Below are 15231 nucleotides of genomic sequence, written 5' to 3'. Positions count from 1 at the left end.
GAGGGCATTTGGTCCGCGATGGGGGTGGCCGAGGTCCCTCGATCCGTTCTGCCGAATCGTCTTATGCGACAGCTCATGTCACCGCGCAGTGAGGGCCCACACGATACGGTCGGCCCACCGGTCGATGTCGGCCCAATCTCGCGCATCGCCGTACCGGCCACCGAGCCTCACGCCGACCCGCCTCGGCTCCGCCCGCGGTCGGTCACGAAGCTCAGCCATGCACGATCCCACTCTCGCATGCGAGCACGTTCGTCGAAGTGCCTTCCCGTCGCGAGCACCGTGATCACGACGAGCGTGGATCCCAGCCAGAAGCCTAGAGCGGCAGCGACACTCGACACGACATTGGCTGTCGAGGTGGCCGGCTCCGCGACTCGATCACCCTGGGCATCGATACGCGTCTCGACGGTGGCACCCTTCACGGTGCCGTCCGGAACCCGGACCTCGTCGCTGTGCTTCTCGCCCACCGGCCATTCCCAGACGATCGTCGCGTAGAGCTCGACCACGGCCATGACCGAGTTCGGTTCCGATCGCACCGTGGGTTCACCGGTCACCACGGCGTCGACCTGTCGAGTGGTGGCGCTCGTGCGCGCCGACTGGGCCGCCAGATCGAGATAGACCGATGATCCGACCAGAGCCGCACAGGGAATCAGCGCCAGGACGACCGATACCGCAACGGCGAACAGCACGGCGGCTGCCCTGTCACGTCCGCGCATCAACGGATTCGAACTCCACGGTGCCAGATGCCACCAGCGAGCAACGTCGTATCCGAACATAGTTATCGCCCACTCTCTTACGGCATTCTCTTGCAGCACTCCGTGTGTGACGGTCGAAGCCGAACGGCCCCGGTCATCGGCGAAAGAGCGCGGACACCTCGTCGAGATCGATATCGGTCCGGCAACCGCTGGGTTCCAGTTCGACGTAGAAGGTCTCGTAGCCGCGCGGGTCTGCGCCGCGCTCTCCGGTGCTGCGCCGCTCGAACACCCGCGCGCCCGGCCACCGATCGAGCACGGCTGTTCGGAGGATGTGCCCGTCCGGCGAGACCCCGCTGAGCGGTCCGTATTCGGCGATCATCACCGCGTGGACGACACCGCCGATCGAGGCGGTGGTCACCGGGAACACCATCGGCCCTCGCGCCGTCGGGATGTCGACCGTGATGGAGTCGGAATCGACCAGTACCGGACCCGGCACCGGTCGGCCTTCCCTGTCGGTCATGGTCGAGGTCTCCGCTCTGGTCCGACCACCTCGGCGGGACGTGGCGTCACATCGGCCCCACGGAGACGTGCCCCGGAGCCGCGTGCGACCTCTGCGCGGTGTGTTGTCCTGCACGCAGACTCACTGCGGCCAGCACGAACATCGCGGCTGCCGCGCCGCCGGTGACCGCGGCCCAGCCGGCCACACCGGACGCGAGCAATGTCAAGAAGAGCCCGACTGCGGCAACAGCACACACCAGCAAGACTTCGGCGAGTACGTTCTCGGCCTCTGCCAACACGGTATGCCCGTCGTGTCCGTCGTGTCCGTCGTGCGATCGATGCTTCATCTCGAACTCCTCGTCTCGATGATTCGGTAGTCCCGACATTGCCGTCTCTCGCGTGCGATGGGCAGGGCCGAAAGTCCCGATGTGTCCGGCATCGGGCTCGATCTTCGGCCACGCCAGGCGAAGATGACCAAGGACCCTTGCACCACCTCTGTCGCGGGTCCGACCATCGGAACATGAGCACAACACATTCGAGCGATGCCGAGATCAAGAGTCGCGTCGAACTCGAACTACGTTGGGAGCCGGATCTCGACACCACGCATATCGGTCTCGCCGTCACCGACGGCAGCGTCATACTGTCCGGCGAGGTTTCGGACTACTCACAGATCGAAATGGCCGAGCGTGCAGCGTGGAAGGTCCCCGGAGTGATCGCGGTGGCCCGAGAGATCGAGGTGAGAAACGACATCGGACCGATCAACGACTCGGATCTCGCCCGCGCGGTGGCCGCCGAGCTCGCCGGCACCGCAGAAGTCCCTTCGCACTCCGTGCACACCACCGTCACACACGGGTGTGTCTTCCTCACCGGCACGGTCCTGTGGGACAGCCAGCGAGCAGCGGCCGGTCATGCGGCGGCGACAGTCGACGGTGCCCGCAAGGTCGTGAACTCGATCGAGGTGAGCCCCTCTGCTGCAGCAGAATACGTCTCCTCGCACATCGTGGCCGCGCTCGAGCGCCATGCACGCGCCGAAGGCGAACGAATATCGGTTTCGGTCGACGGTGTCGGAAACGTGGTGTTGGAAGGGGTGGTGCGCTCGGTCGAGGAAGACGAAGAGGTCGAACAGGCGGCCCAGAAGGCACGGGGGGTATCGACGGTCAGCAACCGACTCCGCGTCGCCGATTGAGCAGAACACTCACCCACCGAACCTCGGACAGGAGACACCACCATGAGGACACTGGTCGTCTGTGAATCGATGTACGGCAACACGAAACACGTTGCCGAGGCCATAGCCCGCGGAGTCCGGGCGGGCGATGACGATCGAGTCGACGTCGTGCCGGCGAGGATCGCTGCGGAGTGCGATCTTTCGCAGTACGACCTGCTCGTCGTCGGGGCTCCAACCCACGTTCACGGACTCAGCACACAGAGAACACGCGATGCCGCGGCACGTGCGGCATCCAACGCCGAGAAAGGTCTACGGGTCGAAGCGGACGCCTCGCATCCCGGCGTACGCGAATGGTTGAAGACGCTCGAGCCGTCGAGAGGTCGGATGGCCGCCTTCGACACTCGGCTCGATCGATCCCGACTGCTGACCGGTCGAGCGTCCAAGACGATCAGCAGGCGGCTACGACACCTCGGCTACAGTCCCGTGGCCGAACCGGAGAGCTTCGTCGTCGACGATCACACGCGGCTCGAAGCACACGAGGCCGAACGGGCCGAGCGATGGGGTCGAGCACTGCGCCTCAGCGCCGCGTCGACGTCGAACGGATGAGTCCATATCCCCTGCTGTCCAGCGACATCGGAAGAAGTCGCGCTGGACCAGCAGTGCTGGACCAGCAGTATGGCCGGTCCGATCCCGCGTGTCATTCCAGGTGATGCTGGTCGTCCGCAACAGGGCAGCGAGTCAATTCGACGCCCGAAACCGATGTGGGGGTGACCTCGAGCAGTCTGTGCATCGGCGGACCGTCCGAATGTGGTCGCGGCAGCAGTTGTTCGAGGACTTCGAGTCGAACGTCCACGACTGCACGGGCGATGCCGTGTATCACCACCGTGGAGTCGGTCGCACGGGCACCGTCCTCGTCGTCGACCTCCAGGACGACCGAGGAATCGAGCACACTGCATCCCAATCGCGACCGCCCCTCGGCGTAGAAGTACACCCGGGTCCCGACCCAGACGATCGGCACTGTGTCGATGGTGGGCCCGAAGTGGTCGTGGCCGATCAGCCGCGCAACAGTTCCTCGCCGCGCGAGCCGAAGAGCACTGGCGGAGTCGAGAATTCGTCGACGATCGTCATTGCCGTGCAGACGATTCGGTACGGTGCGGTTCGTCATCGATCTCGGCAGATCATCACCGGGCAGTGGGCATGCCTGGTGAGGTTGCTGCTGGTCGATCCGAACAACGTTCTGGCGACCACCCCCCGTCCGTGACTGCCCACCACCACGAGCCCGGCCCGCCTGGACAGTTCGATCAGAATGTGCGCGGGATTGCCGCGCCGCACAACGTGTTCGACGGTGACATCGGGATACTTCTCGCTCCATCCCGCGAGACATTCGGCCAGCACCAGTCGCTCGTCGCTCTCGCCGCCGTCGGGCGATCCAGGCATGGACAGTGGCGTGCCCTGGGACAGGGAATTCCACGTGTGCGCGGCGATCAGCGGGACCCCGAACAACGAGGCAAGATCGAACGCCTGCTCCACCGCGGCCTCACTCGTCGCGCTGCCGTCGATACCCACCAGGACGGGCGCGTCGTCGGACTCTGTCCCCTGCCTCCACACGACCACCGGACACAATGCAGAGTTCGCGGTCTTCTGCGCAGTGCTCCCGAACAGCGTCGTCACGATGGGACCCGAACCGGCGTTGCCGACCACGACCATGCGCGCGGTGCGCGAGAGCTCGACCATCATCGCCGATGCGGCCCCCTCTTCCACGGAGGTGGTCACTGTCACGACCGGATGCCGGGCGAGTACCGCGGTGGCGACTTCGGTGACGACACGCTCGCACGCTCGACGCTGCTCGTCCCACACCTCGACGGGAATTGCCAGGGCCGCCTCACCCATGTACAACGCCGGTTCCTGCACCGCCCCTGCCACATGCAGAGGCGAGTTCGTTCGCTCGGCAACGTCGGCCGCCCACTGAGCCGCCGACGTGCTACTGGGTGAACCATCCACGCCGACAACGATTCTCTGATGTTGCGCCAGGATCATGATCGATTCCCTATCCATCACACGGGCCGTGCGACTGTTCGTCCGTTCCGGATTCTCGGTCCATTGCACTACGTGGCGGCCGAGGGACCACAGAGCATTAGGTCCTCACTTTTCGGATCGGAACGTCGCCTTCGGCGGGTCGTCCTGGAACCGAGCAGGGACTTCGTGCCCTACAACCGGAGACGGCCGTGACGTTGGAATGGCAGAACCCCTCCGACACGGGTCGGGCCCTCGATGGATGCGGAGAACGACGACATGACGTACGCACACACTGCACCGACGGTCGATTCGACACCGAAGGTCAACGAGCACGCGTCCACGATCGCCGTGGGAATCGATGGTTCCGACGGATCGATCGGGGCGTTGGCCTGGGCCGCGGGAATTGCGCGCACCACCGGGTCGAAGCTGCACATCGTGCATGCCCTCGGAGTGCACGGTCTCGGAGTGCACGGTCTCGGAGTCTCTCGCTCCGAGGGACGCAGGTTGCTCAGGGCGGCGGCTCACACAGTGGACCGGATTGCGCCCGACGTCGGCGTCGACACCGTTCTGACCGATCAGACCATTGCACAGTATCTGCACCATCGGTCGTCGGTGGTGATCGATCTCGCGGTGATCGGGGTGAGAAGTTCCACTCCGACGAAGGATGCATTGTTCGGGCACAACGCAACTCGCATCGTTGCGGGGATTCGCTGCCCGATCGTCGTGTGGCGACCGTACCCCTTCACGATCCGCTGCTCCTCACCGATCGTGGTCGGCGTGGACGAGTCCGAGTCATCCATTCATGCTCTCGCGCTTGCCTTCTGGTTCGCCGAGACGTGGGGCTCGCCGGTGCATGCACTCCACCTGTCCTCGCACAGCTCGCTCGACTGGCTGCGCGCGCGGACCGGTGAGGTTGCCGCCCGCCATCCGCACGTCGATCTGCACCTGCATTGCCTCGGCACATCGACCGCCGAGCAACTCCGTAGAGAGTCCGTCGACGCGCGACTGGTGGTGGTCGGCAGCCACGGCTGCGGCCTGGCCGTGGGAGCAGTGCGTGGCTCGACCGTTCAGCGCTTGGTCCGCTCCGCACGCGGACCACTCCTGGTTGTTCCGTAGGCAGATCCGACGCGCACGACGACGGCAGGCGGAGCGGTTCGGCGCCAGGACGTTCCAGCGGCGGGATGGTTCAGTGCGCTCGATCTCGACGCGCTCGTGTGGAATTGTCGGCGGCGATCGACAGCACCGACGTCACTGCTCGTCGCGGGGTCCGGCGGGGAGAGCCGGTCATGGGAACGCCGATCCGAATCAGAACTTGCGGTACTCCGCCCCGCGGCGCGAGGGATTCGACCACACGACGGCTGCCGGACTGTTCGGTCATGTGCGTCAACGGGCACGTCGCCAATCCGTCTGCTGTCGCCGCGAGGAGGATCGACGACAGAGCTTGTCCGCACTGCAACCAGTCGATGCGTCCGTCCGATGCAGTACTGAGCAGAACCACAGTGGACTCGTCGGTGACGTGCTCGCGTTCGACTGTTCTGTCGGCTTCTCGCGGTTCGGGAAACCGCCGGTTGATCGGCACTCTCGACGCTTGCGCGCGGCTGATCAGCGCTTCGGGCGGTATGCCGCCGGACTTCATCGAGTGGCCCGCCCACCACCTGATCTCCGCCTGATACGTCGCGTCGTACTTTCGCACTGCCGCACTGAGTTCGGATGCCTTCGCCAGCGTCGTCCTGGCCTGACTCGACAGGACGGTGATTGCCGTGTCGTAGCGCGCACACGCCTGAAGCACGTACCGAGTCAGGATTCGATCGTCGCCTACCGGGCCGAACGTCCGGCGATCCGAGTGGCGGCGATTGATCGCAGTCAACAGGTCGAATTCGTGGGACCGAGGATGCGCGTCGTGGACGAAATGCACGTGCGCGAGGTGATCCGACCTGCCCGCCGAGGGCAACAGGTCGATATCGGTGGACCAGCGAAAGGCAGCGGCGGCCCGACGAAGGTGGTCGAGCGCGGCACCACAGCTGATCACCATCTGACGCTCGGTGGGGTCGATGACGTCCAGCAGCCGGCTCGGATCGGTGAACAGATCGAGCCCGCGATCGGAATACACCCACCGCCACGGCTGACTGTTGTGGACCGACGGTGCCCGACAGGCCAGTTCGACCAACATCTCCATCACGGCCGAATCCGGCTGTTCGTTCATCTTCTCTCCTCGAACGTGCACCGCCAGGCGATGACTGCCCCTCACTGTCGGCCTCGCACGCGTTGGCCGACAGAGCCTTTCGTCACTCGTAACAGGGCACTAAGGCGATGAGGTCCAGGTGGCAGGCGGTACTAGGATGGCGAAACCAGCACACCGAGGAGATGCCGTGATCACAGTCTTTCTGGTGGACGACCACGAGATCGTCCGACGTGGACTGATCGACCTGATCGAGTCCGACCCCGACCTGTCCGTGATCGGGGAAGCCGGGACGGTCAGCAACGCACTGGCGCGCATACCCGCCCTGCGCCCGGACGTCGCAGTTCTGGACGTACAACTCCCCGACGGAAACGGGGTGGAACTGTGCCGCGACCTGATGACCGCCTTGCCCGACCTGAAGTGCTTGATGTTGACCTCGTTCACCGAGGACCAAGCGATGCTCGACGCGATCCTCGCCGGTGCCAAGGGATACATCGTCAAAGACATCAAGGGAATGGAGCTGACCGCCGCGATCAAGAGTGTCGGACAGGGCCGTTCGCTGCTGGACAATCGTGCCGCCGCAGTGCTGATGGAGAAACTGCGATCGGCCGATCGGCCCGCCGTCGGACCGGCTGCCACGTTGACCGACCAGGAGCGAGTTCTGCTCGGACTGCTGGGGGAGGGACTGACGAACCGGCAGATCGCCGAACGGATGTTCCTCGCCGAGAAGACCGTGAAGAACTACGTCTCGCGTCTGCTGGCGAAGCTGGGTATGGAGCGACGGACGCAGGCCGCCGTCTTCGCGACCACGCTCGAACGCTGACAGCCCGGCCGCAAGGCGCGCATACTGTTCGCGTGGTCGGTGAGCAGGTCGACACCGGAGGCTCGTACCCCGGCGAGTTGAGTGGACCCCTGTCCCAAATGCGTTTGCGCGAGCTGTTCAGGGAGGTACAGGAGCGGCTGGAGAAGATTCTCGACGCGCGAGAGTACCTCGATGGGCTCCTCCACTCGATGTTGGTGATCACCGAGGGCCTCGACCTGGAGGACACCCTGCAGACGATCGTCACCTCTGCAGCCCAGCTCGTCGACGCGAAGTACGGCGCGCTGGGAGTACGCGGACACAACCGCGAGCTCAGCGCGTTCATCGTCCATGGAATCGACGACACCACCGCTGCGCGGATCGGTCCCCTTCCCACCGGGCACGGTGTACTGGGGTTGCTGATCGACGAACCTCACGCCATCCGGCTCTCGCGACTGTCGGACCACCCGATGTCGGTGGGTTTTCCTCCCGGGCACCCCCCGATGAACACCTTTCTCGGTGTCCCCATTCGCGTGCGCGAGGAGGTGTTCGGAAACCTCTACCTGACCGAGAAGGCGAACGGCCGATCCTTCACCGAAGACGACGAGGCCGTCATTCAGGCGCTCGCGTCGGCTGCCGGCGTCGCGATCGAAAACGCGAGACTGTACAGCGAGTCTCGGACCCGCCAGCTGTGGATCGAGGCCACGCGCGACATCGCGACCGCTCTGCTCCGCGGCACCGACACCGATCAGGTGCTGCACACGGTCGCAGAGAAGGCATTGATCCTCACCTCGGGTGAGTTGTCTTTCATTGCCGTGCCCCGTAATCCGAACGACAACTCCGAGGACGTCACCGAACTCGTCATCGATATCGTCGCCGGTGAAGCGACTTCCGACGTCCTCGGAAATGTCCTGCCGGTCTTCGGATCGACATCGGGCACATCCTTCCGAAGCGGCACTCCCATTCGAGCGTCGAAACTCGAATACAACGCCACCACGGGCTCGGACGAGATCTACGGACCCGCTCTCATCTCTCCCCTCCGTGCATCGGGCCGTGTGACAGGCGTCCTGGTCGTATTGCGCCGACTCGGCCAGGAGCCGTTCGACGACGGTCAGCTGGAGCTGGTGTCCGCGTTCGCCGATCAGGCCGCCGTGACGGTTCGAATGGCCGATGCCGCCCGGAGGCTACGAGAGTTGGATGTGCTCGCCGAGCGAGATCGCATCGCCCGAGACTTGCACGATCGCGTCATACAGCGGATCTTCGCAGCCGGCTTGTCGCTCCAGAGCACGGCCCAACGCTCCGGTGAACCCGCGATCGCGGCACGCCTGTCCACCACGATCGACGACCTCCAGGACACGGTGCAGGACATCAGGACGGCGATCTTCGACCTGCAGACCGCAGGCTCACCTGTCGGTTTCCGACGCCGGGTCGAGGACGTCGTCCGGGAAATGACCGAGAGTTCGGGCCTGCGGACATCCCTGAACGTGACCGGCCCCGTGTCGGTGATCGAGCCTGCCCTGGCCGCTCATGTATTGGCTGTCGTTCGCGAGGCGATCAGCAATTGCGTGCGGCACGCACACGCGACCACCGTCGCGGTGTCCATCTCGGTCGGCGACGACATCGTCGTCACCGTGTCCGACGACGGGGTCGGTATTCCGCCCGACGTCGATGCCAGTGGGCTCGACAATCTGCGGTCACGTGCCCGCGAGTGCGGGGGCGAGATGACGATCGACTCGGGCGGTAGCACGGTCGGAACGACGTTGAGATGGTCGGTTCCGCTGCCCTGACGGTGTCGAGCACTCATGTGTCATCCGATCAGGATTTCGGTGACCAACGGCCCTCGTGCGAGCGGAGTTCGGTGACCTAGCGTCGAACGGACCCACTCCGAACCACCGGGTCGACACGACATTCCGCTTCGACTCCGGTGAACGAGTGTCGTGCACTTGTCGACCATCGGCCCCGGAGACCTCGATGCACACCCTCGTCGACCGCAGTCCCATCGTCGTCGGTACGGACGGCTCGACCACCGCACTCGGAGCCGTCCGGTGGGCGGCAGGCGAGGCAGCGGCGCGACAGGTCGCGTTGAGAATCGTGCACGTGGCACCGCCGCACGATCCGGACCCGATGTTCGGAGCACCGGACCCCGAGCGCGACTTCGGCGGAGACGTTCTCCTGGATGCGTCGGCTGCCGCACTCGAGACCGCACGCGATTGCGTCATCGCGCCGCAGTACAGACGGGGCGATGTCCGCTCCGTACTGCGTCGTGAGGCGTCGGACTCCGGACTGCTGGTACTGGGATCGGTCGGACGGGACAGATTGGGTTCTCTCCTGCTCGGATCGACGGCGACGGAACTCGCCGTCACCGCTCCCTGCTCGGTCGTGTTCGTGACATCGCATCCGGACGTGACTGCACCGACGGCGTCCGTCGTATCGCGCGTGCGTCCGGTGCTGGCCGTTCTCGGCGGCGCGGAGGACACGTGGGGCGAGTGGGACATGATCGTCGCGGCGGCAGTTCGGGAGGCCCGCCTGCGTCGCACCACCGTCCTCCTCGCTTCCTCGGCAGACCCCCACGGCGGACGTACTCGACCCGACCTGTCGGAACGAATCGCCCAGTGGCACGAAGAGGCACCCGATGTCCGAATCGACTCGGTCAGCAGGAGAAGAAACCTGCCCGAATTTGCCTTGTCGCTGTCGCACGCAGCTCGATTGGTGGTCGTCGGCCCACCCGAACACGACCGAGTTCACCCACTCGGCACCATGGGTAGGACCGTCCACACCCTGCTGCACAGCTCCGGTCGGCCGGTGATGATCGTTCGCAACAGTCCGATCGGAGAGCCGAGGTCCGCCGCCGACGCATCGCCTTCCTCACTGTCCGCAGGCCACACCGACTGACGATGCCGAGCGGATACGGGTTTAGGCTTGATCGCGACAGCAGCCCGGGACTCGAGGTTGCGAAACGACCAGCAGTTCAGGAGCGTCATGACGACCCCGCAGAATCCGTCGGAAGAGAAGAATTCGCCGAACGACCCCACTGCCGCCGAGGTCGACGTCAAGCCACGCAGTCGCGACGTCACCGACGGACTGGAGAAGACCGCTGCCCGCGGCATGCTCCGCGCCGTCGGAATGGGCGACGACGACTGGGGCAAGTCCCAGATCGGTGTCGCGTCCTCGTGGAACGAGATCACCCCGTGCAACCTCTCGCTCGAACGTCTGGCGAAGGCAGTCAAGAAGGGCGTCCACGCCGCCGGTGGGTACCCGCTGGAATTCGGCACCATTTCGGTGTCCGACGGAATCTCGATGGGACACGAGGGCATGCACTTCTCGTTGGTCTCACGTGAGGTGATCGCCGACAGCGTCGAAACCGTCATCAGCGCAGAACGTCTCGACGGTTCCGTCCTGCTCGCCGGTTGCGACAAGTCGCTGCCCGGAATGCTCATGGCCGCAGCACGTCTGGACCTGGCGAGCGTATTCCTCTACGCAGGCTCCACATTGCCCGGCTTCGCCACGCTGTCCGACGGCAGCGAGCATCAGGTGACGATCATCGACGCCTTCGAGGCCGTGGGCGCGTGTTCGCGCGGACTGATGTCACGAGCCGACGTCGACACCATCGAACGCGCCATCTGCCCCGGCGAAGGTGCCTGCGGCGGAATGTACACCGCGAACACGATGGCCAGCGCAGCCGAAGCGATGGGAATGTCGTTGCCCGGCAGTGCATCTCCCCCGGCTCCCGATCGTCGACGCGACGGATTCGCACACGCCAGCGGCGAGGCCGTCGTCGATCTTCTGCGACGCGGTATTCGCACCAGCGACATCCTCACCAAGGAAGCCTTCGAGAACGCCATCGCCGTCGTCATGGCATTCGGCGGCTCGACCAACGCGGTGCTGCACCTGCTCGCGATCGCCCACGAGGCGCAGGTGGATCTGACCCTCGCCGATTTCACCCGCGTCGGCGCGAAGGTGCCGCACCTGGCCGACGTCAAGCCCTTCGGCAAGCACGTCATGACCGACGTCGACGCGATCGGCGGAGTTCCCGTGGTCATGAAGGCTCTGCTCGACGCCGGCCTGATGCACGGCGACTGCATGACGGTCACCGGAAAGACCGTGGCGCAGAACCTCGCTCACATCGCACCCCCGGACCCCGACGGCAAAGTACTGCGCGCGCTCGACAAGCCGATCCACCCGACGGGCGGCATCACCATCCTCGAAGGATCGCTCGCCCCCGGCGGGGCCGTGGTCAAGTCCGCAGGCTTCGACTCCGACGTCTTCGTCGGCACCGCACGAGTTTTCGAGCGTGAACGCGCGGCCATGGACGCCCTCGAAGACGGCACCATCGCAGCGGGCGACGTCGTGGTCATCCGCTACGAGGGACCCAAGGGTGGGCCGGGAATGCGCGAGATGCTCGCGATCACCGGAGCCATCAAGGGCGCCGGACTCGGCAAGGACGTCCTGCTGCTCACCGACGGCCGATTCTCCGGCGGCACCACGGGCCTGTGCGTCGGACACGTGGCACCCGAGGCAGTCGACGGCGGTCCCATCGCCTTCGTACGCGACGGTGACCAGATCCGACTCGACGTGGGCAAGGGCACCCTCGACCTGCTCGTCGACACAGCCGAATTGGACACCCGCGCACAGGGCTGGGCACCACTGCCGCCCCGCTACACCCGAGGAGTACTGGCCAAATACTCCAAGCTGGTGGGTTCGGCATCGAACGGTGCGGTGCTGATCTAGCACTCACCCCCTGACCCCCCCGTTCGCGTCAATGGACCACTGCATACGTCTGAGGAGTGCAAGGGTCCATTGACGCAGCGATGCGCCGCGCGTGAATGGACCACTGCATACGTCTGAGGAGTGCAAGGGTCCATTGACGCGAATGGGGCGGGCGGGCGGACAGTGAAGAGCTACAGCGGCATTGCCCACATGGAGCTCGAGCGTTCCTTGAATGCGGTGCAGTTCGCTTGTTGTCTGCTGGCCCGTTGGTAGAAGGTCTGCAGCGGCGAGGTCGGTTCGACCGGCTCCGGTGCGGGTGCAACCGGAAGGTCGCTCAGTTCGAGCGCAGCGTCGAGAGCTTCCTCGGCCTCGACGCGTCGGGTGCGCGCCAGGTTGGACAGGGCGAGCTGGTGGATCGTCACGCGGTCACCGGACTTGCTGTCCACCGTGGCCTGCCGGGCGACGGAGGCGTCGAGTTCGTACACCTTCGAGGCCAGCTGATAGATGCTGGGACGCTCGAGCTCGGCGTCCACCAGAGCCGGCTCGGCCACGATGCGCGTAGCCGGCGGTGCGGTCTCCTCGGCGATTCGCAATGCGTGTCGTGCACCGGATTTCTGGGGCTCGGCCGACGGCCGCTCGAGGAGTTGTTCGAGCTCGGCGACCTCTCGATCTGCTGCCGGATCCTTGGCCGGCGGTGCGACGAAGGGAACGATCGGCTCGAACGCGATCTTCTCCGACGACGCCGTCGCAGTCTTGGCCGGGATGAGCAGCGCCACGATCACGGTGCCGACACCGAACATCACGGCGGCAACGACACTCGTGTGCACCACTGCGTCACCGAACGCCGCAACGGCATTGGCTTCGAGATTGTCGGCGAACCCGCTGAGGAATGCATTCTGGTCGCGGATGACGTCGGAGACGATCACCGCACCGGCCAGCGAATCCTGAGACGCAGCAAGCCCTTCCGCCGCCTGCCCGGTGTACTGTCCGTTCGGTTGCTTGCCGGGGAAGGTCTGCAGAAACCCTTCGATTCCCTGACGGTAGGACGCGGCGAGCACCGATCCGAGCACAGCGATCCCCAGCGATCCGCCGAGTTCGAGGGCGGTGTCGTTGAGGCCGCCGCCGACCCCGAGCTTGCTGTCCGGGAACTCGCCCATGATGGAGTCGGTGCAGGGCGAGACGGACAGGCCGATTGCGAGACCGAGCAGCGTCAGTACGGGAAGGAAGTCGGAGTACGTCGCCGTCGCGTCGATCCCGATGAGCGAGACGACCGACAGCGTTCCCACGACCATGCCTGCGGTGACGGTGATGCGGGGTCCCAGTTTCGGCGTGAGCCACATCGTGATTCCGGATCCGACGAAGACTGCCCCGGCCAACGGCAGGAGGTGAATGCCGGTGGACACCGGACCGAAACCGAGAGCGAACTGGAGGTATTGCGCGACGAAGTAGATGGCACCGAAGGTGACGAGGAAGAAGATCAGCACCGCCAGGGTGGCTCCGCTGAGGACGCGGGACGAGAACATTCGGACGTCGAGCAACGGATTGGGATGGCGCAGTTCCCATCCCACGAAGCCCAGGACCGACAGCAGCCCGACGAGCGCGAAGTACAACGGCCCGACCGTCCAGCCGAAGTGCATCCCCTCGATGATGGCGTACACGATGGTCGACACGGCCAGCACCGACAGCAGACCACCGATCCAGTCGATCGCACCCGGGTCGACGGCCCGTGACGGCGGGACCAGTACGACGGCTCCGACGATGGCGGCCAACGCGATCGGAACATTGATCAGGAACGTCGAATGCCAGGTGTAGCTCTCGAGAAGCCAGCCCGCCAACAGCGGCCCTGCCGCGATCGCGAGTCCCGAGGTGGCCGCCCACACGGTGACCGCGGTGGCGCGCTCCCGTTTCGGGAAGGTCGCCACCAGCAACGACAGTGTGGCGGGCATGACGATGGCAGCGGCCACACCCATGACGATGCGGGCCAGGATCACCCCGAGGGTGGCATCGGTGAGCGCCCCGGCCACCGAACCGGCGACGAAGATGATGAGACCGATGATCAGAGCGCCACGGCGGCTGTAGCGATCTCCGATCACGCCGCACAGCAACATCAACGACGCGTAGGGGACGGTGTAGCCGTCGATCACCCACTGCAGGTCGCTGCTCGTCAGGCTCAGGTCGAGTGTCATCGCCGGTGCGGCGACCAGCAGTGACGTGTTGGCCATGACCACGATCAGCAGGCTCAGGCACAGCACCACCAGCGCCGACCAGCGTCGCGGGTACGGCTTGTGCATGTCTTGGACAGGCGTCATCGCAAGCAGTGTCATCGTGTGTTCCCCCCCGTTGGCAAAGTGCGAGACACACCTTGCACAGTGCTGTGCAGCTTAGGAAGCATCGGCTAGGATCGGCAATCTTTTGTGGCGGCAGCCACACTGGCCGCCCGCGATCGTGCTAGATGTTGTCCTGTGCGCAAGACGACGGAGTCGAGTTCGATTGCACGGGACGCAGCAGCGCCGCCCGTGCAGCGCCGTGACGCCCGGTCCAACCGAGCGCGAATTCTGCACGTTGCGCAAGGGGTCCTGGCGGACAATCCCGATGCGACCATCAACGATGTCGCCGCTGCTGCAGGAGTAGTCCGGCGAACCGTCTACGCCCACTTCGCCTCTCGCGAAGCTCTGATCGACGGTATCGCCCTCGAGGCAGCGGACAGCATCTCGGCCGCACTCGGCCGGGTTCCCGCCGCGGACGAATCGGCCGTCACGGTGTTCGTCCGGCAGACACTCGCTCTGACACGCGTCGGCGATCAGTACCGACTCTTACTCGCTGTTGCGCGAACAGATCTGGGACACAACAGTATTCACGATCTCCTCGGACCGATGCGAGAATCGGCCGCCGCCGTCATCCGGCGCGGCCAACGCGAGGGTGTGTTCTCCTCGTATCTCGCCGCAGAAGTACTGATCCTCAACATCGAGGCGATCGCACTGTCGATCCTCGATGCCACCAACGCCGGTGCGATCGGCGACCCGGCGGGAGCGACGACGACGTCGAGCCTGGTACTGCTGGGAATCGCGCCGGACGACGCCGAACGCATCGTCGCCGACATTCGGTCGTCAGACTCGTCGGCCCGCGCCCGCTGAGAGCCTCACCTACCCCGCGAACGGCGAAGGCCCCGTTCGCG

The 15231-nt window shown here is 65.3% G+C and carries 15 protein-coding genes; 8 read left to right on the top strand and 7 right to left on the bottom strand.

Features of this window, described 5'->3' with window-relative positions:
* Positions 1 to 167: 167 nt before the first annotated feature.
* The 3 genes from CH273_RS17525 to CH273_RS27770 all read right to left on the bottom strand — a co-directional run bounded on the left by CH273_RS17525 (position 168) and on the right by CH273_RS27770 (position 1537).
* Positions 168 to 773, bottom strand: coding sequence for an Rv1733c family protein (locus tag CH273_RS17525; protein WP_032396755.1), 606 nt, complete (start codon positions 771 to 773; stop codon positions 168 to 170).
* A 73-nt stretch (positions 774 to 846) separates the two neighbouring features.
* Positions 847 to 1212, bottom strand: coding sequence for a hypothetical protein (locus CH273_RS17520; protein ID WP_032396756.1), 366 nt, complete (start codon positions 1210 to 1212; stop codon positions 847 to 849).
* 46 nt (positions 1213 to 1258) lie between these two features.
* Entirely contained in the window at positions 1259 to 1537 is a 279-nt protein-coding gene (locus CH273_RS27770; protein WP_179275498.1) for a hypothetical protein, read from the bottom strand.
* Positions 1538 to 1710: 173 nt separating this feature from the next.
* Here CH273_RS27770 and CH273_RS17515 point away from each other — a divergent pair, with 173 nt between their 5' ends.
* Together CH273_RS17515 and CH273_RS17510 are read left to right on the top strand one after the other, a co-directional pair.
* Positions 1711 to 2376 (top strand): BON domain-containing protein, encoded by a 666-nt coding sequence (locus CH273_RS17515; protein ID WP_032396758.1) that lies wholly within the window; start codon positions 1711 to 1713, stop codon positions 2374 to 2376.
* Positions 2377 to 2418: 42 nt separating this feature from the next.
* On the top strand, positions 2419 to 2961 hold the full coding sequence (locus tag CH273_RS17510; protein WP_032396759.1) for a flavodoxin family protein: 543 nt from the start codon (positions 2419 to 2421) through the stop codon (positions 2959 to 2961).
* Between the two features lie 91 nt (positions 2962 to 3052).
* On the opposite strand, the gene CH273_RS17505 is transcribed toward CH273_RS17510, so the two are convergent.
* Both CH273_RS17505 and CH273_RS17500 read right to left on the bottom strand, forming a co-directional pair.
* Entirely contained in the window at positions 3053 to 3520 is a 468-nt protein-coding gene (locus tag CH273_RS17505; RefSeq protein ID WP_032396760.1) for a hypothetical protein, read from the bottom strand.
* Positions 3517 to 4392 carry a universal stress protein gene (locus tag CH273_RS17500; RefSeq protein WP_032396761.1) on the bottom strand — a complete coding sequence of 292 codons (876 nt, stop codon included), beginning with the start codon at positions 4390 to 4392 and terminating at the stop codon, positions 3517 to 3519. Before CH273_RS17500 ends, CH273_RS17505 begins: the two co-directional genes overlap by 4 nt.
* A gap of 255 nt (positions 4393 to 4647) precedes the next feature.
* Between CH273_RS17500 and CH273_RS17495 the strand changes: the two genes are divergently transcribed.
* On the top strand, positions 4648 to 5487 hold the full coding sequence (locus CH273_RS17495; protein WP_179275497.1) for a universal stress protein: 840 nt from the start codon (positions 4648 to 4650) through the stop codon (positions 5485 to 5487).
* Between the two features lie 70 nt (positions 5488 to 5557).
* Here CH273_RS17495 and CH273_RS17490 read toward each other — a convergent pair whose 3' ends face one another.
* Positions 5558 to 6574, bottom strand: a complete 1017-nt coding sequence (locus CH273_RS17490; protein ID WP_032396763.1) for an Acg family FMN-binding oxidoreductase — start codon at positions 6572 to 6574, stop codon at positions 5558 to 5560.
* Between the two features lie 166 nt (positions 6575 to 6740).
* Here CH273_RS17490 and CH273_RS17485 point away from each other — a divergent pair, with 166 nt between their 5' ends.
* From CH273_RS17485 to ilvD, 4 genes are all read left to right on the top strand, one after another.
* The gene (locus CH273_RS17485) at positions 6741 to 7373 is read left to right on the top strand and encodes a response regulator (protein ID WP_032396764.1); all 633 of its coding nucleotides are present in this window, start codon (positions 6741 to 6743) and stop codon (positions 7371 to 7373) included.
* Between the two features lie 98 nt (positions 7374 to 7471).
* A complete protein-coding gene (locus CH273_RS17480; RefSeq protein ID WP_052050036.1) occupies positions 7472 to 9136 on the top strand; it encodes a GAF domain-containing sensor histidine kinase in 1665 nt (554 codons plus the stop codon).
* 184 nt (positions 9137 to 9320) lie between these two features.
* The gene (locus CH273_RS17475; RefSeq protein ID WP_094638026.1) at positions 9321 to 10241 is read left to right on the top strand and encodes a universal stress protein; all 921 of its coding nucleotides are present in this window, start codon (positions 9321 to 9323) and stop codon (positions 10239 to 10241) included.
* A gap of 87 nt (positions 10242 to 10328) precedes the next feature.
* Positions 10329 to 12077, top strand: coding sequence for a dihydroxy-acid dehydratase (gene ilvD, locus CH273_RS17470; RefSeq protein ID WP_032396767.1), 1749 nt, complete (start codon positions 10329 to 10331; stop codon positions 12075 to 12077).
* A gap of 170 nt (positions 12078 to 12247) precedes the next feature.
* Here ilvD and CH273_RS17465 read toward each other — a convergent pair whose 3' ends face one another.
* Positions 12248 to 14380, bottom strand: coding sequence for an MFS transporter (locus CH273_RS17465; protein ID WP_032396768.1), 2133 nt, complete (start codon positions 14378 to 14380; stop codon positions 12248 to 12250).
* Between the two features lie 138 nt (positions 14381 to 14518).
* Here CH273_RS17465 and CH273_RS17460 point away from each other — a divergent pair, with 138 nt between their 5' ends.
* A complete protein-coding gene (locus CH273_RS17460; RefSeq protein ID WP_052049897.1) occupies positions 14519 to 15190 on the top strand; it encodes a TetR/AcrR family transcriptional regulator in 672 nt (223 codons plus the stop codon).
* The last annotated feature ends 41 nt before the right edge of the window (positions 15191 to 15231 follow it).

Origin of the sequence: Rhodococcus sp. 05-339-2 (genome assembly GCF_002258965.1) — a bacterium.
Taxonomy (GTDB): domain Bacteria; phylum Actinomycetota; class Actinomycetes; order Mycobacteriales; family Mycobacteriaceae; genus Rhodococcoides.
The sequence above is the reverse complement of the archived record's forward strand: the minus strand, read 5'-3'. Positions and strand labels throughout refer to the sequence as shown.